At 40.3% G+C, this 16,251-nt stretch carries 14 protein-coding genes; all 14 read right to left on the bottom strand.

Annotation, left to right across the window (positions count from 1 at the left end; all coding sequences use genetic code 11):
* Positions 1-4: 4 nt before the first annotated feature.
* The gene (uvrB, locus tag QFX10_RS07335) at positions 5-2,008 is read right to left on the bottom strand and encodes an excinuclease ABC subunit UvrB (protein ID WP_280605596.1); all 2,004 of its coding nucleotides are present in this window, start codon (positions 2,006-2,008) and stop codon (positions 5-7) included.
* Positions 2,009-2,158: 150 nt separating this feature from the next.
* The gene (locus QFX10_RS07330) at positions 2,159-3,886 is read right to left on the bottom strand and encodes a phospho-sugar mutase (protein WP_280605595.1); all 1,728 of its coding nucleotides are present in this window, start codon (positions 3,884-3,886) and stop codon (positions 2,159-2,161) included.
* Positions 3,887-4,249: 363 nt separating this feature from the next.
* Entirely contained in the window at positions 4,250-5,086 is an 837-nt protein-coding gene (gene lgt, locus QFX10_RS07325) for a prolipoprotein diacylglyceryl transferase (protein ID WP_280605594.1), read from the bottom strand.
* 12 nt (positions 5,087-5,098) lie between these two features.
* Entirely contained in the window at positions 5,099-6,043 is a 945-nt protein-coding gene (gene hprK, locus QFX10_RS07320) for an HPr(Ser) kinase/phosphatase (RefSeq protein ID WP_280605593.1), read from the bottom strand.
* An 18-nt stretch (positions 6,044-6,061) separates the two neighbouring features.
* A complete protein-coding gene (locus QFX10_RS07315) occupies positions 6,062-6,415 on the bottom strand; it encodes a phage holin family protein (protein ID WP_280605592.1) in 354 nt (117 codons plus the stop codon).
* Between the two features lie 67 nt (positions 6,416-6,482).
* The gene (locus tag QFX10_RS07310) at positions 6,483-6,803 is read right to left on the bottom strand and encodes a PspC domain-containing protein (protein ID WP_280605591.1); all 321 of its coding nucleotides are present in this window, start codon (positions 6,801-6,803) and stop codon (positions 6,483-6,485) included.
* Positions 6,775-8,220 (bottom strand): sensor histidine kinase, encoded by a 1,446-nt coding sequence (locus QFX10_RS07305; protein WP_280605590.1) that lies wholly within the window; start codon positions 8,218-8,220, stop codon positions 6,775-6,777. The genes QFX10_RS07310 and QFX10_RS07305 overlap by 29 nt, the downstream gene beginning before the upstream one ends.
* Positions 8,195-8,920 (bottom strand): response regulator transcription factor, encoded by a 726-nt coding sequence (locus tag QFX10_RS07300; protein ID WP_280605589.1) that lies wholly within the window; start codon positions 8,918-8,920, stop codon positions 8,195-8,197. The genes QFX10_RS07305 and QFX10_RS07300 overlap by 26 nt, the downstream gene beginning before the upstream one ends.
* A 47-nt stretch (positions 8,921-8,967) precedes the next feature.
* Positions 8,968-10,092: a PDZ domain-containing protein gene (locus QFX10_RS07295; RefSeq protein ID WP_280605588.1), complete on the bottom strand. Its 1,125-nt coding sequence runs from the start codon at positions 10,090-10,092 to the stop codon at positions 8,968-8,970.
* 121 nt (positions 10,093-10,213) lie between these two features.
* Positions 10,214-11,101, bottom strand: a complete 888-nt coding sequence (gene ftsX / locus QFX10_RS07290) for a permease-like cell division protein FtsX (protein ID WP_280605587.1) — start codon at positions 11,099-11,101, stop codon at positions 10,214-10,216.
* Positions 11,082-11,777 carry a cell division ATP-binding protein FtsE gene (ftsE, locus tag QFX10_RS07285; protein WP_280605586.1) on the bottom strand — a complete coding sequence of 232 codons (696 nt, stop codon included), beginning with the start codon at positions 11,775-11,777 and terminating at the stop codon, positions 11,082-11,084. Before ftsE ends, ftsX begins: the two co-directional genes overlap by 20 nt.
* A 28-nt stretch (positions 11,778-11,805) precedes the next feature.
* Positions 11,806-12,925, bottom strand: a protein-coding gene (gene prfB / locus QFX10_RS07280; protein WP_280605585.1) for a peptide chain release factor 2 whose coding sequence is annotated in 2 segments (ribosomal slippage) — positions 11,806-12,852 and positions 12,854-12,925 — 1,119 coding nt in all. Because the reading frame shifts where the segments join, the coding sequence is not laid out codon by codon here.
* 22 nt (positions 12,926-12,947) lie between these two features.
* Complete coding sequence (gene secA, locus QFX10_RS07275; RefSeq protein WP_280605584.1) at positions 12,948-15,314, bottom strand: preprotein translocase subunit SecA; 2,367 nt, start codon at positions 15,312-15,314, stop codon at positions 12,948-12,950.
* A 326-nt stretch (positions 15,315-15,640) separates the two neighbouring features.
* Complete coding sequence (hpf, locus tag QFX10_RS07270) at positions 15,641-16,195, bottom strand: ribosome hibernation-promoting factor, HPF/YfiA family (protein WP_280605583.1); 555 nt, start codon at positions 16,193-16,195, stop codon at positions 15,641-15,643.
* Between the last annotated feature and the right edge of the window lie 56 nt (positions 16,196-16,251).

The raw sequence follows: 16,251 nt of genomic DNA, 5'->3' as shown, positions 1-16,251 counted from the left end.
TCTATTACTGTCCGATCTGTGTTTTTAACTCTAAAACAGTATCCCGCAATGCAGCTGCATCTTCAAATTCTAAGTTTTTAGCCGCGGTCCGCATTTGTTCTTCTAAACGTGCGATCATCTCTAACTGTTCTTTCTTATCTAATTCATCAAAAGCGATCTCTCGATCAAGATCTTTTAGGTGCTCTTCTGGTTTAGCTGTGATCGTGATCACATCACGGATCGCTTTTTTGACTGTTTTTGGTTTGATATGGTGCTCCTCATTGTATTGCATTTGGAGCGTTCGCCGCCGCTTTGTTTCATCTATCGCAGCTTGCATCGAATCTGTCACCTTATCAGCATACATGATCACATGTCCATTTTCGTTACGTGCTGCCCGCCCGATCGTTTGGATCAAGGAGCGTTCATTGCGTAAAAATCCTTCTTTATCAGCATCTAAGATCGCAACAAGGGAAACTTCTGGCACATCGATCCCTTCACGCAATAAGTTGATCCCAACTAAGACGTCAAATTTACCTAAACGTAAGTCACGAACGATCTCTGTTCGTTCAAGTGTCTTGATATCCGAATGTAGATATTTGACTTTGATACTCATTTCCTTGAAATAGTCAGTTAGGTCTTCAGCCATCTTTTTGGTCAAAGTTGTTACAAAAACACGCTCATCTCGTTTGACTCGTTTTTCGATCTCGCAAACAAGATCGTCCATTTGCCCCATGATCGGGCGAACTTCAACGTCTGGATCTAAAAGCCCTGTTGGACGAATGATCTGTTGCACAACTTCATCAGTATGCTCTTTTTCATATTCACCAGGAGTAGCTGACATATAGACGATCTGATCGACATGGTCTTCAAATTCAGCTAATTTTAACGGCCGATTATCTAAGGCACTTGGCAAACGGAAACCATGATCGACCAACATTTGCTTGCGCGAGCGGTCACCATTATACATCCCGCGTACTTGAGGCATCGTCACGTGTGATTCGTCGACAACGATCAAAAAATCATCTGGGAAAAAATCAAGTAGCGTATACGGTGCTTGCCCTGGCTTGCGTCCATCCATATGGCGAGAGTAATTTTCGATCCCTGAACAATATCCCATCTCACGCAACATCTCGATATCATAAGTTGTACGTTGTTCAAGTCGCTGAGCTTCTAAAAGTTTACCTTCTTCACGTAAAACCTCTAAGCGTTCTTTGAGTTCAGCTTCAATACTTTGGATCGAACTTTCTAACCTTTCACCACTCGTTAAAAAGTGGGTCGCTGGGAAGATCACAACATGACTGCGATCTCCTAAGATCTCGCCTGTCAAAGGATCAACTTCACGGATCCGATCGATCTCGTCGCCAAAAAATTCAATACGCAATGCTTGTTCATCTCGTGAAGCTGGAAAGATCTCGACTACATCGCCTCGGACACGAAAACGCCCCCGTTGAAAATCGATATCATTTCGTTCGAATTGAACTTCGATCAATTGTTGTAATAATTTGTCGCGTTCAAGTTCTTGCCCAACACGCAAAGAAAGAGCTTGATCGCGATATTCATTTGGATCACCTAAACCAAAGATCGACGAGACCGAAGCAACTACGATCACATCATTTCGTTCGAGCAACGAACTAGTAGCTGAGTGGCGCAATTTATCGATCTCGTCATTTATACTTGAATCTTTTTCAATGTACGTATCACTTGAGGGGACGTAAGCTTCTGGTTGGTAGTAATCATAGTAACTAACAAAATACTCAACTGCATTTTCTGGGAAGAATTCTTTGAATTCCCCATAGAGCTGACCGGCAAGCGTCTTATTATGAGCTAAAACGAGCGTCGGTTTATTAACTTTTGCGATCACATTTGAGATGGTAAAGGTTTTCCCCGTCCCAGTCGCTCCAAGTAAGATCTGTTCTTTTTTTCCTGCTTTTATCCCATCAACTAAACTTGCGATCGCAGTAGGTTGATCTCCAGTTGGTTCATATTTTGAAACTAATTTGAACTCCTTATCAGCTTGACGTTCGATCATCTGATCTATACCCCCTTGTGTAAAAACTTATTTCGCTCTATCTATCATACTACACCAAACGTATTTTTGCACCCAAAAAAAGAACATATTTTCGCAAAAAAAAGACCTCCATTTCAAATTGAAACAGAGATCCTTTTTATAGTTTAGATATTAGCCTTTGATAAAGGCATTGATCGCCTCTTCAAAGCTTTGACATTTTTCATTAGCTTCGGCTAAAGTCTTGCCTTGAGTTCCAATATAGAACTTGATTTTTGGTTCAGTCCCTGAAGGTCGAACTGCGATCCATGTTCCATCAGCTAAAATATACTTCAAAACATTTGATTTTGGCAGTTTGATCTCTTCAACTTGTCCGTCAGTAACTTTTCGTTCTGATGACGCATAATCTTCTACAGCAACGACCTTTTGTCCTGCAAAATCAGCTGGAGCATCTTCTCTGAATTTGACCATCAGATTCTTGATCTCTTGTGCACCTTCGACCCCATCAAAAGTCAAAGCGATCGTCTTTTCAGCAAAATAGCCATACTTTTCAAAGAGCTCTTGCAGGCCATCATATAAGTTCTTACCTTGTTTCTTGTAGAAAGCAGCAACTTCGGCTAGTAAAACTAATGATTGGATCGCATCTTTGTCACGTACGAACGGACGCACTAAGTAACCATAACTTTCTTCAAAACCTAACATAAAGGTATGTTCATTTGTTTCTTCAAAGTGTTGGATCTGTTCAGCAATAAACTTGAAGCCTGTCAAAACATTGATCGCACTTGCTCCAAAATCTTCTGCAACTTTAGTAGCAAATTCACTCGAAACGATCGATTTGACAACAGCAGCATTAGCAGGCAAAGTACCAGCTTTCTTGCGTGCTGTCAAAATGTAATTCAACATAACAGCAGCGATCTGATTACCCGTTAAAAGTTTATATTCACCGTCTGGTTGACGAACAGCAGCACCTAAACGGTCAGCATCTGGGTCTACCGCAACTAATAGGTCGGCTTTTTCAGCCTTACCTAATTTAATGGCTAGATCAAAAGCTTCTGTAAATTCTGGGTTTGGATGCTCAACTGTTGAAAAATCAGGATCAGGTAACGCCTGTTCTGGCACTAAAGTAAAATCTTCGAAGCCGGCTTGACGCAAAGCTTTTTCACCTAACATCCCACCAGTCCCATGAAGTGGTGTGAAGATGAGCTTCATCGTCTTACCTTCTTCAGCTACCAATTCACGATCGATCGTAACTTCTTTAGCATTTTCTAAGTAGGCCTGATCAACTTCAGAACCGATGATCTTCAAAAGTCCTGCTTCGATCAAGTGTTCTTTAGTTTCAACTGCAACATCAAAAAGATCTGTTACTTCTCGAATGTAACCTGTGATCAAATCTGACTCTTTTGGTGGCATCTGAGCCCCATCTTCACCATAGATCTTATAGCCATTATATTGTTTTGGATTATGGCTAGCTGTGATCATGATCCCAGCATAAGTGTGTAAATGACGCACTGCAAAGGAAAGCTCAGGCGTTGGACGTAAACTTTCAAATACAAAAGTTGGGATCCCGTGTGCACCTAAAACTTTCGCAGCTTCAAAAGCAAACTCTTGTGACTTATGACGTGAATCATAACTGATCGCTACCCCACGTAAACGTGTTTTTTCATCTAAAGTATCCATCAAACGTGCTAGACCTTCAGTCGCTTGCCGAACTGTATAAATGTTCATTCGGTTGATCCCAGCGCCGATCACTCCACGCATTCCAGCCGTTCCAAATTCAAGAGGAGCATAAAAAGCGTCCTCAAGCTGTGTTTGATCAGTAACTAAACGATCAAGATCAGCACGAACATCTGCATCAAGCTCTGTTTGTTCATTCCAGATCTTATAAGTATCTTTCCAACTCATTAATATCACCTCAATTATCTCTATCAAGTACAGTATACTATATATCAAGATTTTTCTCTCTTAATATGATATCAGATTTCTATTTATTTTTAATAAAAAATACTGCGCTATTCGAAGACACTTAAAAAATCCTTTATCTATCAATGATTTTGACTTCAGTGTGTAATTGTGACTGTATATTTGACTGACTTGCCGAGTATTTTCAGGTAAAATTTCTTCCTAGCAGAAGAATTTGGCCTACTAAAATGAAAAATGCCACAACTTGATCTTTTTCAAGTGTGGCATTTTTCATCTAGTGCCGGTCTTTTATCCAATCATAGATAAGATCTGAGATCAGAGCGGCAATAATCATCTTCTAAATAGCTATGCCTGATCATCTTCCTTTTGTACCACTAAGTACCATGGGAGATGCTTGTTATTTAAGCGACGATAAATGATCGTACTAAGCGCTCCAATAAACAATATGACTGAGAGCCATTGCGAAACTCTTAAGCCCAAAAGCATCAGACTATCTGTCCGCATCCCTTCGATAAAGAAACGTCCAAAAGAATACCAAGCAACATATGTCAAAAAGATCTCACCTTGTTTAAAAAGTTTTTTTCGATGTCGTAATAAGATCAAAACTAAAAAACCTAAAATATCCCAAACAGATTCGTATAAAAAGGTCGGTTGATAATATGTGCCTCCGATATTCATCTGTTCGATAATAAAGTTGGGTAAATGCATCTGGACTAAGAAAATCCGACTAACTGCTTCACCATGGGCTTCTTGGTTGATAAAATTTCCCCAACGTCCGATCCCTTGTGCTAAGATCACGGTTGGAGCGATCACATCTAAAAAGAGCCACGGTGAGAGCTGACGCTTTTTACAAAAGATCACTAAAACAAGCAAAGCACCTAAAAGGCCACCATAGATCGCGATCCCTCCATCCCAAATGCGATAGATCTCAGCTGGAAACTTCTTGTAATAATCCCATTGAAAAATAACGTAATAGATCCGAGCACAGATCAAAGCGATCGGCAAAGCATAAAGAAGATAGTCATAGAAATCATCTGGTCTAAGCCCTTGGCGCTTTCCCTCACTCACTGCTAGATAAAGCGCCAACATGATCGCTAGCCCAATGATGACTCCATACCAATGAACTTTTATTCCTAAAAATCGAACGGCGATCGGATCGATCACCCCTAAAATCTCACTCACTGTCTCTTTCCTCTACTTCTTTTGTTTCGAGTTTTCATCGATCAAAGCATTCAAATTACGTTCAAAAGCTTTTGTGGCATCATATCCCATTGTTTTAGCACGATAATTCATCGCAGCCGCTTCAATGATGATCGCCATATTGCGTCCGACCTTAACAGGGATCGAGATCTTAGGTATCTCAACATCAAAGATCAGCTCTTTTTGTTCACCGTTGCCTAAGCGATCGAATTGCTTGTCTTTTTCCCAATTTTCCAAGTGAATGATCAAAGAAATATCTGTTTTGGCTCGAACTGCTCCAGCCCCAAAGAGATTCATCACATCAATGATCCCGACTCCTCGGATCTCTAACAGATGGCGCAAGATCTTAGGTGCTTCGCCGACTAAAGTTTGTTCATCTTGTTGGTGGACTTCGACCCGATCATCTGCGATCAAGCGATGCCCACGTTTGATCAGATCTAAAGCTGTTTCTGATTTACCGACACCTGAATCACCTGTGATCAAGACCCCCAGACCGTAAATATCCATCAAGACCCCATGCAGAGATTTTTTAGGTGCCAACCGTCCACTCAAGTAATCAGTCAACTTAGCAGAGACCCGCGTTGTCGGTAATTTTGAACGTAAGATCGGAATATGGTGTTCATCAGCAGCTTCTTTCATTTCGGCTGGAACGACCAAATAACGTGAAACGACAAAGCAAGGCGTATCTTTACCGCATAAACGTTCCATGATCTTTTTTCGATCCTCTTTTGACATCTTATTTCCATATGAGATCTCAGTCATTCCAAAAAGTTGGATGCGTTCTTCGGGATAATAATCGAAATAACCTGTCAACTCAAGTCCAGGACGAGAGATATCTTCCGTTGTGACCATTCTTTCATCCAAATACTGCATTCCAGAATATACTTCTAGATTACTCGTCTCTAATACAAGTTCTCTAACACTGACTGCATTTTCCATCAGATACACCTTCCTTATTTAAATACGATTTTGCGTTGCATAATTTGTAATGATCAAATTAACGACACTTAAAATGATCGCAACTAACAACGCAGAACCAAAACTCGAAAATTCAAAAGATGACCCGACTAAAAATGAAGTCATCTCGAGCATAAATCCATTGATAAAAAGATAAAAAACACCCAAAGTCATGACCGTTATCGGTAACGACAATACTACTAATAACGGTTTGACGAACATATTTAAAAGTCCTAAAACAACTGCGGCGATAAATGCGACCCAAACACTAGAAACATGGAAGTAATCTGGGAAAAAACCAGCTGTTGCTAAAAAGACCAATACATTTATCAATGTTCGTTGCCAAAAATTCATTTTCTGTTGCGACTATCCTGTGCACTGACTTTCAAATTCTGTTGTGCTACGATAGCTTTTCCTTTCTTTACTTATTTTTATTTTGTTTGACATCTCTTTCTTTAGCATCGACCACTTCTTTACGCTCACCATCAGCTTTTTTATTCCAGCTTTCAAGTAAAGTGATCAGATCATTATAACTTTTACCTGGTTTTTTAGGTAGTGTAAAAGCTAGCACTGCATAAATAATGATCGGAACGTAAACTAATAGTGGAATGAACTTACATAAGATCGCGACCACTAAATATGTGATCCGTACGACCCAGGGTGAAAGGCCAAAATATTCAGCGATCCCACCACAAACACCACAGATCACACTATCATTTGAACGATATAATTTCTTTTTCATAATATTCATTGTCCTTCTTTATTTTAAGATAATTTTCGTCTAGGGGCAAAGTAACTTCAAAGCAAGTCGGCTTATTTTCAGCGCTCATAACTGTGATCTTGCCCCTTAATATCTGAACAGATTCTTTGACGATCGAAAGTCCAAGGCCACTGCCTTTCGTCGTATGTGAGCTTTCAGCTCGATAAAAGCGATCAAAGATCTTAGCCTTATCAGTTTCCTTGATCGCTGGACCTGTATTAGTGACTGCTAACGACCAAGTTGTCTCAGCCTTCTTAGCCACGATCTTGATCTGACCACCCAAAGTGTTATAACGTATTGCATTTTGAAAAAGATTGGTCATGATATGTTGTAAGTAACGTCGATCGGTCGTAACCTTGAGCCCAGGTTCGATCTCTAACATAACTGTTAATTTTTTTGCTTCGATCTGAGCAGTATAGCCGGCCAAAAGTTGCTGACAGAGGTCGGCGATCTGCAACTGCGTCAATTGCAACTCAGCTTGTGGGTCATCTTTAGCCAAAGCCGAGATATCATCGATCAATTCTTTTAAATGGTTGCTTTGCGCTAAAATGATCTCTAAAAAATCACGCGCAGTCGCTTCATCTGCCAAAGCTCCATCAAGCAAAGTCTCACTAAAACCTTGGATCGCCGTCAAAGGCGTGCGTAACTCATGACTTGCATTTGCCATAAAATCACGTTGCTTTTGTTCTAAACGTTTAGTATTCGTAATATCATTAAAGATCACCATCACAGAATAATGAGAACTACTCAATGGTACATAGATAAATTGCACATCAAACCAAGAGTCTCGTCCACGATCATACCATAAAGTGTGCTGATCTTGCTTAGTTTGATAAACTTTTTCAGTCAAAGCGATCAATTTAGCATCTAAAAAGATCAAATAAAATGGTTTTCCTAAAGGTTCGATCATACTTTGGAGTTCATTACGAAAAACATGGTTTGTCAAGTTCAACTGCTTATTTTGATCAAAAACTGCCACGCCACCTTTCAAAGAATGGAGCAAAGTCAAGTAATCACGACCTTGTTGCTCGAAACGCCGATTCCTTTGTCGTTGTTTCGACTGCAGGCGGTTGACTTGCTTGGCTAATTCGTAATATTCATCTGCTGGATTTAATAAAACGTGCCGTGAAGGTCGACCTATGATCAATTCTTCTAATTTTTGTTCCAATAATCGGCTACTCTTTTGACGTTCTCTTTTTTGATATTCAAAAATCAAAAAATTACCCCCACTTACGATAACGATCGCAAGTAAGATCCAAGCAACGCCTTCTTTACGCCAAACCGCCCAAAAATGCTCATGAAAGATCACGCCATAAATAGTGACGACTAGCATCAATTCAGCTAAAGCATACCAAAAATATCGGAACAAATGATCAGACCAAAGTTTTTTCTTTTCCATTGAAACGATACCCAAAACCGCGTAAAGTTTGAATATAGCGAGGAGCTTTTGGATCTGGTTCGATCTTTTCACGCAAATGGCTAACGTGCATGTCGACCATCCGGGTTTGACCAACATAATCGTACCCCCAAACACCATTGAGGAGCTTTTCGCGACTCAAAACTTTACCTGCGCGTTTGACGAAATATGCTAACAGTTCAAATTCTTTTGGGGTCAATTTGACTGCAACACCGTCTTTTAAAACTTTGACTTGATCAAGATCAAGTGTAAAATCTTCGAAAACATAGACATTGTTCAACTCTTCTTTGGGCGCTACATATTGTTCTTCTTTAGTAAGTTCCATCCGACGCTCGATGGCCTTTAAGCGAGCGATCACTTCACGAGGCGAAAAAGGTTTCGTCAAATAGTCGTCAGCGCCTAACTCAAGACCAATGATCTTATCATACTCCTGATTTTTAGCAGTGATGATCATGATCGGAGTTTTAACTTTTTCTTGACGCAATTTTTTAGTGATCTCGATGCCATCTAAATTAGGTAACATCACATCAAGTAAAATATGTGCGTAATTACCTTTAAGTGCCGCTAAATAACCTTCTTTTCCATCTGCGATGATCGTTGGTTCATAACCGGCTTGAGTCAAATTATACTTTAATAACAATTGGATCGCCACATCATCTTCAACTACTAATATTTTTTTCACTGTTCTTGTCCTATCATTATCTAGATAGGCCCCCTTGTAATTTCATTTTAGCCAAATAGCACAAGTCCGATCTCATGTGGTGAATCGGAGTAGATCGCACTTTCAGCTAATTTTAGTTCACCCTCAAAATTTTTGACTTTTAAACGGCAATAAGCTGGATCTTTTTGGAGTGCTTTATATAATTCATCACTCGTTGCAACTTTTGACCCATTGCATTCTAAAATGATATCTCCAATTTCTAACTTCATCTTCGCTGCAGGTGTCTCTGGCTTGATCGCTACGATCCGAACACCTTCTGATGTTTCAACATACCACCGTTTAGCTTGACGGTCGACTTGACGTCGTTTAAATGCTTGCCAAAGTAAAACGCCCCCTAGCAAAGCTAATCCGAATAGAGTCGTCTCAGGTAAAAAGTAACTGAGCCCCCCTAAAAGCAACGCTAAACCTGCAATTACTAGGCTTTGACCTCGCCGAAATTTTAACGCTGCTGCTGGAACTTGCTTGTAAATATGACAAACAGCGCCCACCAAAAATGGGACGATCAAGATCTTTGTTCCATAACTATTGAGATCTCCTAGAGCACTCCACGGAGTTTGGGGCATAAAAAGCACTAGTGGAAAGACCGTGAAAGTCCGCCAAAAATAGCCGACGATCCGACGTCCACGTTTACCTTGGCTGATCTTTGGGCTAAACCATTCTGCACGGTCTAAACGTGTCAAATGAGCTTGGAACAAAGCCAGTAAAGCAACTAACAAAAAAAGCATCAGCCCGTAATTTGTAGGTAGCGTGGTTGGGATAAACATATTTGTTGTCTTTATCGCAAATATTTGGAGAACTAAGGGTGTTGCTCCCGAAAGAAGGAGAGCCCATAAACTCAGGTCACAAAAATTTATCAATAACAAAGCCACTAAGGCTAAAGCTTGGTAAAGATAAAAGATCTCTAGTGGTAAAGTATAATGGAAGATCAAAGTCGCGATCGAGCCAAATACTAAAAATAAAAGTCCTTGTTTGATAAAATGTCTACCTTCATAAAAATCACGATCGATCGCGATCCGGAAGTTTTGACGTTCATTTTTCAAACGTAAAAAATAACTTCCAACTGTCATAAAGAGGCCTAACAAAAAAAGTGGTTGGATCAAAAATAGACCTAGAGTTTGGATAACTTGCAACAACTTCAATTCCTTTCTAAACAATTTGCTTCTATTATACCAATTTTTTGAGTGAGAAACACATTTTGACCCTTTCAAATAAAAAAGGCATCAGCCAAATAATTTTAGCTAATACCTTGATAATTTAGATCTTCAAGAAACGACTCATTGAAAGCCCTGCACCGATCGCACCGATCCCGATCCCGATCACAGCTAAGAGAAGGTCGATCTGCCATAAGAACATCCCTGGTGTCAACAGATGATAATTTGTGCTTACTAATGCACCTGTCATAACGTTGTAGAGCCAAATATAAGCCACGTCAACTAAAATGATCGGCAATAAAGCCCCAAAAAATCCAGTCCAAGCACCTTCTAAAATAAACGGCCAGCGAATATAGCTATTCGTTGCCCCAACAAGACGCATGATCGAGATCTCATTTTCACGTGATAAGATCGTGATCCTGATCGTGTTTGAGATCAAAAAGACTGCGACAAACAATAACAAGAGGCTGATCACAAGTCCCCAGCTTTGGATCGACGCTACGACTTTAAAGAGTTTCTTAGCCGAAGCTCCCCCATAGCGAGCATCATAAACATATTGCAATTTTTTAGCTTTTTTAGCAACTTGGATCGTTTGTTCTGGTGAAGTCGTATTTACGATATAAACGTCGTAAAGCGGGTTGTCATCACCTTTGAAGAGTTGAAATTCTTTTCCATAAGTTCCAACAACATTATCCAACTCGTCTTTACGACTCGAGTATTTAACGCTTTTAACACCTGTTAATTTTTGTAATTTTTGTTTTAACTCAGCTTGTTGATCTTTATTTGTCCCACGATCGATGATCACGCGAACTTGAACGTCATTTTCAACGTCATGCGCAACTTTATTGATATTTAAAAGGATCGAAAGTAAGACCCCTACTAAGATCAGCGTCACAGTGACAGCACTGACTGCGGCAACAGACATCCAACCATTGCGTTTTAAACTCTTTAAACTCTCAGTCAGATGGCGTTTAACCGTTACTGCTTTCATCGTTGTATTCTCCTTTCTCTTGATCGCGGACGATCTTTCCATTTGCGATCTCGAGCACGCGATGTTTGTATCCGTTAACGATAAAACTATTATGCGTTGCCATAACGACCGTTGTTCCTTGTGCGTTGACTTTTTCGAAGATCTCCATGATCTCACGCGCTGTATCTGGATCAAGATTTCCCGTTGGTTCATCAGCGATCACGATACTTGGCTTATTTGCGATCGCACGAGCAATAGCGACCCGTTGTTGTTCCCCACCAGATAATTCATCTGGGAAACTATCGCGTTTATCAGCTAACCCAACTAATTCAAGCACATACTCGACCCGTTCTTTGACTTCATCAGGGGTCTTTTCGATAACTTGAAGTGCATAAGCCACATTTTCAAAGACTGTCAACCGCGGTAAAAGTTTGAAATCTTGGAAAACGACGCCTAATTCACGTCGCAAAAAAGGCACTTGATTATGTTTCATCGTCTCAAGTTCATAGTCATTGACTTTGATCTGACCGGAAGTTGGAACTTCTTCCCGATACATCATCTTAATAAAAGTCGACTTACCAGCACCACTAGGACCAACCACATAAACAAACTCACCTTGGTCGATCTTAAGTGAGATATGATCTGTCGCCAAAGTATCGTTTGGATATTCTTTGACAACATCTTTAAATTCTATCAAAATTTTGCTCCCTTCTGCCCAATCTAGCTTAGCTTGGATTGGACCGTTGTAATTTCCATTGTAAATATGCGTTGATGAATCCATCTAAGTCTCCATCCATTACCGCTTGAGTATTCCCAGTCTCATAATTTGTGCGGTGATCTTTGACCATTGAATAAGGATGAAAGACATAAGAACGGATCTGTGAGCCCCACCCAATATCCAGTTGTTCACCTTGGATCTCAGCACGTTTTTTTTCTTGCTCTTCTAATTCGATCTGATAGAGTTTTGACCGTAGCATCTTTTCCGCCGTTGCTCGGTTTTGAAATTGCGACCGTTGCGCTTGACTAGAAACAACGATCCCCGTTGGGATATGGATCAAACGAACTGCCGAAGAAGTCTTGTTGATATGTTGTCCTCCAGCACCGCTAGCCCGAAAGACTTCCATTTTGATGTCTTCTGGACGTAATTCGATCGAAACATCGTCTTCTAGTTCAGGCATCACATTGATAGAAGCAAATGAAGTATGCCTTCTCCCAGCTGAGTCAAAAGGCGAGATCCGCACCAGCCGATGAACACCCTTTTCACTACGCAAATAGCCATATGCATTATGTCCTGAGATCGTCAAAGTGACTGACTTGATCCCCGCTTCGTCACCTAGTTGGTAATCTTCTGTCGTTACTTTAAAATTATGTTGTTCAGCCCAACGAATATACATTCTTAGTAGCATCGAACCCCAATCTTGCGACTCTGTCCCCCCAGCTCCGGGATGGATCTCTAAGATCGCATTATTTTTATCATATGGTTCGTTCAATAGTAAGGATAGTTCGTAGGCTTCGAGCTGTTTAGTCGTTTTTTCATAAACTTGAGCTAATTCAGCTAAACTATCTTGATCATCTGGTGTTTCTTGTACTAATTCGAGCAATACCTCGAGTTCCTCAACACCAGTCGCTAATTGATGGAAATTATCATATTTAGCTTTGAGCTCATTATTTTCATTGATGATCTTTTGAGCAGCTTCTTGGTCATCCCAAAAACCTGGTTCAGCCATCTTCATCTCATTTTCTGAAATGATCTCTTCTAGACTTTCTAAGTCAAAGAGACCCCCTAAAGTCCGAGATCTTATTTCCCATCATTTCGATCTCTTTCTTATATTCACTAAATTCCATAAAAATCTCCTAAAATTGGTGCTTAGCGGCTAATATTTTGTCTGATCTCTGCTTTCATAAAGAGACGCGTCACATCATATTCGATATCACCGATCATTTGTTCAAACATTCTAAAACCATCTGCTTGATACTCGACTAACGGGTTCAATTGTCCATAACCACGCAACCCGATCGATTGCCGTAATTGGTCCATCTCATCGATATGGTCTGTCCAGCGTGCATCAACAACTCGTAAGATCACAACTTTTTCAAACTCGAGCATCTGAGCTTGATCTGCAAGTTGAGATTCTTTTGTAGCGTAGTTTTCTTCGGCCTTTTGCATCAAAAGATCTGTGATCTCTTGCGCCGATTTGCCTAAAAGATCGTTCTTCTTTAGACTATCTTCTTTGACCATTGCTCCGATCGCAAAATCAACGATCCCATCTAAATTCCAATCTTTTTTGTCACCAGCCGTATTCATTTGCACGTTATGCTCGACTGTCCGCTTGATCATTGGCATGATCACATTTTTAAGTGACTTTTCTTCCATGATGACTTGTTGTCTTTGATCATAGATGACTTCACGCTGAGCACGCATCACATCATCATATTGCAAAACTTGTTTCCGCGTATCGTAGTTGTTACCTTCAACCCGTTTTTGAGCTGATTCAACTTGTCGTGTGATCAATTTTGATTGAACTAATGCATCATCATCATCTTCGTAATTCATCGATTCAAGGAAACGCTTGATCCGTTCAGAACCAAAGCGTAACATCAGATCATCTTCCAGTGAAAGATAAAATTGAGTAAGCCCTACATCACCTTGGCGTCCAGAACGACCGCGCAACTGATTATCAATCCGGCGAGATTCGTGGCGCTCTGTTCCGATAACCGCCAATCCACCTAATTCACGCACACCTGGTCCCAGTTTGATATCAGTCCCACGCCCAGCCATGTTCGTTGCGATCGTAACTGCTCCACGTTGACCAGCATTCACAACGATCTCAGCTTCCTTGGCATGGTTTTTAGCGTTCAAAACAGCATGTGGGATCTTTTCTTGGTCAAGCATATGCGAAAGAAGTTCAGAAGTCTCGACTGCAACGGTCCCGACTAAGACTGGTTGACCTTTAGCGTGGCGTTCTTTGATATCTTGGACGACAGCTCTAAATTTACCTTCTAGCGTTCCATATAATAAATCTGGGCGATCTTCACGTTGGATCGGACGGTTTGTCGGGATCGTGATAACCTCCATATTGTAGATCTCACGGAACTCTTCTTCTTCTGTTTTAGCCGTCCCAGTCATCCCAGCAAGTTTTTTATACATTCTAAAGAAGTTTTGGTAAGTGATGTTTGCCATCGTCTTTGTTTCTTCTTCGATCTTAACATGTTCTTTAGCTTCGATCGCTTGATGCAATCCATCAGAATAACGACGTCCGTCCATGATCCGTCCTGTAAATTGGTCAACGATCATAACTTCATCATTTTGGACCACATAGTCTTTATCCCGTAACATAATGTAGTTAGCCCGCAAAGCGTTATCTAAATGATGGTTCAAAGCTGTATTATCAGGATCAAATAAGTTCGTCAAACCAAAATATTTCTCACCTTTGCGGATCCCGTCTTCAGTCAAAGCGACTGTTTTTGATTCTAGATCGATCTTGAAGTCTTCATCTTTGACTAAAGTTTTAGCAAAGCGATCGGCACGCGTATAAAGTTGTGTTGGTGTCGTAGCCTGTCCTGAAATGATCAAGGGGGTTCTTGCTTCATCGATCAAGATCGAATCGACCTCATCGACAATAACAAAGTTCAATGGGCGTTGGACCATATCTTCGCGGTAAACGACCATGTTATCGCGTAAGTAGTCAAAGCCAAGTTCACTATTAGTCGAGTAGGTGATATCACATGCATAAGCAGCTCGTTTTTCTTCAGGTGTCTTATCTGCAATATTCAACCCAACAGATAAACCTAACCAATTATATAATTCACCCATCTCAGTCGCATCACGCCCTGAAAGATATTCATTAACAGTTACGACATGCACACCTTCACCAGAGATCGCATTTAAATACACCGGCATCGTAGCTGTTAAAGTTTTTCCTTCACCCGTCCGCATCTCTGCGATGTTACCTTCATGTAAAACGATCCCCCCAATAATCTGTACTCGGTAAGGATAGAGACCTAAAACACGCTTAGCACCTTCACGAGCGACCGCAAAAGCTTCTGGTAAAAGCGCATCTAAACTCTCACCATCTTTATATCGTTGTTGAAATTCAGGGGTTTTCGCTTGTAGCTCTTCATCAGATAAAGCTTCCATCTCACTAGCATAGGATTCGACTTTATCAGCGATCTTACCTAAACGTTTTAATTCACGTTTATCGCTTTCGACCCATTTTTTGAGGATATTTGCCATTTGATCAATAATCCCTTTCTTCACTTAATTTATCTTGTTTGGACACACTTGTATCCCCCTTAAGCCACTTAAGGTCAATACGAGTGTGTCCAATAGTTTTTCCTGTATTCTTTTTTGAATATTCCTGACATTGAGCGTCACTTTGGAAAAAAGATACTTCTTCTTATTTTATCATTTTATTAATTAGTAAACAATCACCAAGCAAGTGTTTCTTAAGTTTTTAGTCAACAAAAAGGTGTTTGACAAAGAAGCTCTTCGCAAACACCTTTAAAGTTTATTACTAGACCGACTAACCTTTAGGCTAGCGATCACGTTGATTATCATTTTTAGTTATTAGCTTCGATCAGACCGTAACGTCCGTCTTTACGGCGATATACGATGTTTGTGCCTTCAGATTCAGCATCTTCATAGATAAAGAAGTCATGCCCTAGCATATCCATTTGAAGGATCGCCTCTTCAACATCCATCGGTTTTAATGAGATGTTCTTTGTTCGAACGACTTCAAACTTCTTATCTTCGGCCTCAGCTTGTTTTGGATCAGCTGTCGGTACGAAACCTAAGTTCTTGAAGCCACGTTCACGCGACTTACGGTTGAGTTTTGTTTTGTATTTTCTGATCTGACGCTCAAGCTTATCTGTCACCAGATCAATGCTTGCATACATATCAGGTGAAGTTTCTTCAGCTCTTAAAACTAAGTATGGTAACGGGATCGTGACCTCGACCTTACTGTTTTTATCTGAATAAACTTTTAAATTTACATGAGCCGTTGAGTTGGATGTATCTTCGAAATACTTTTCAAGCTTAGAAAGCTTCTTTTCAACGTATTCTCGAATTGCACCTGTAACTTCAATATTTTCACCACGAACATTAATCTTTAACATGATAACCTCTCCTTTCACAACTAAGCATTCAGCATGCTTAAAAGATCCAAGGAAGT

The sequence above is a fragment of the Ligilactobacillus faecis genome, assembly GCF_029889745.1.
GTDB lineage: Bacteria > Bacillota > Bacilli > Lactobacillales > Lactobacillaceae > Ligilactobacillus > Ligilactobacillus faecis.
This window is presented reverse-complemented; position numbering and strand designations above follow the sequence as displayed.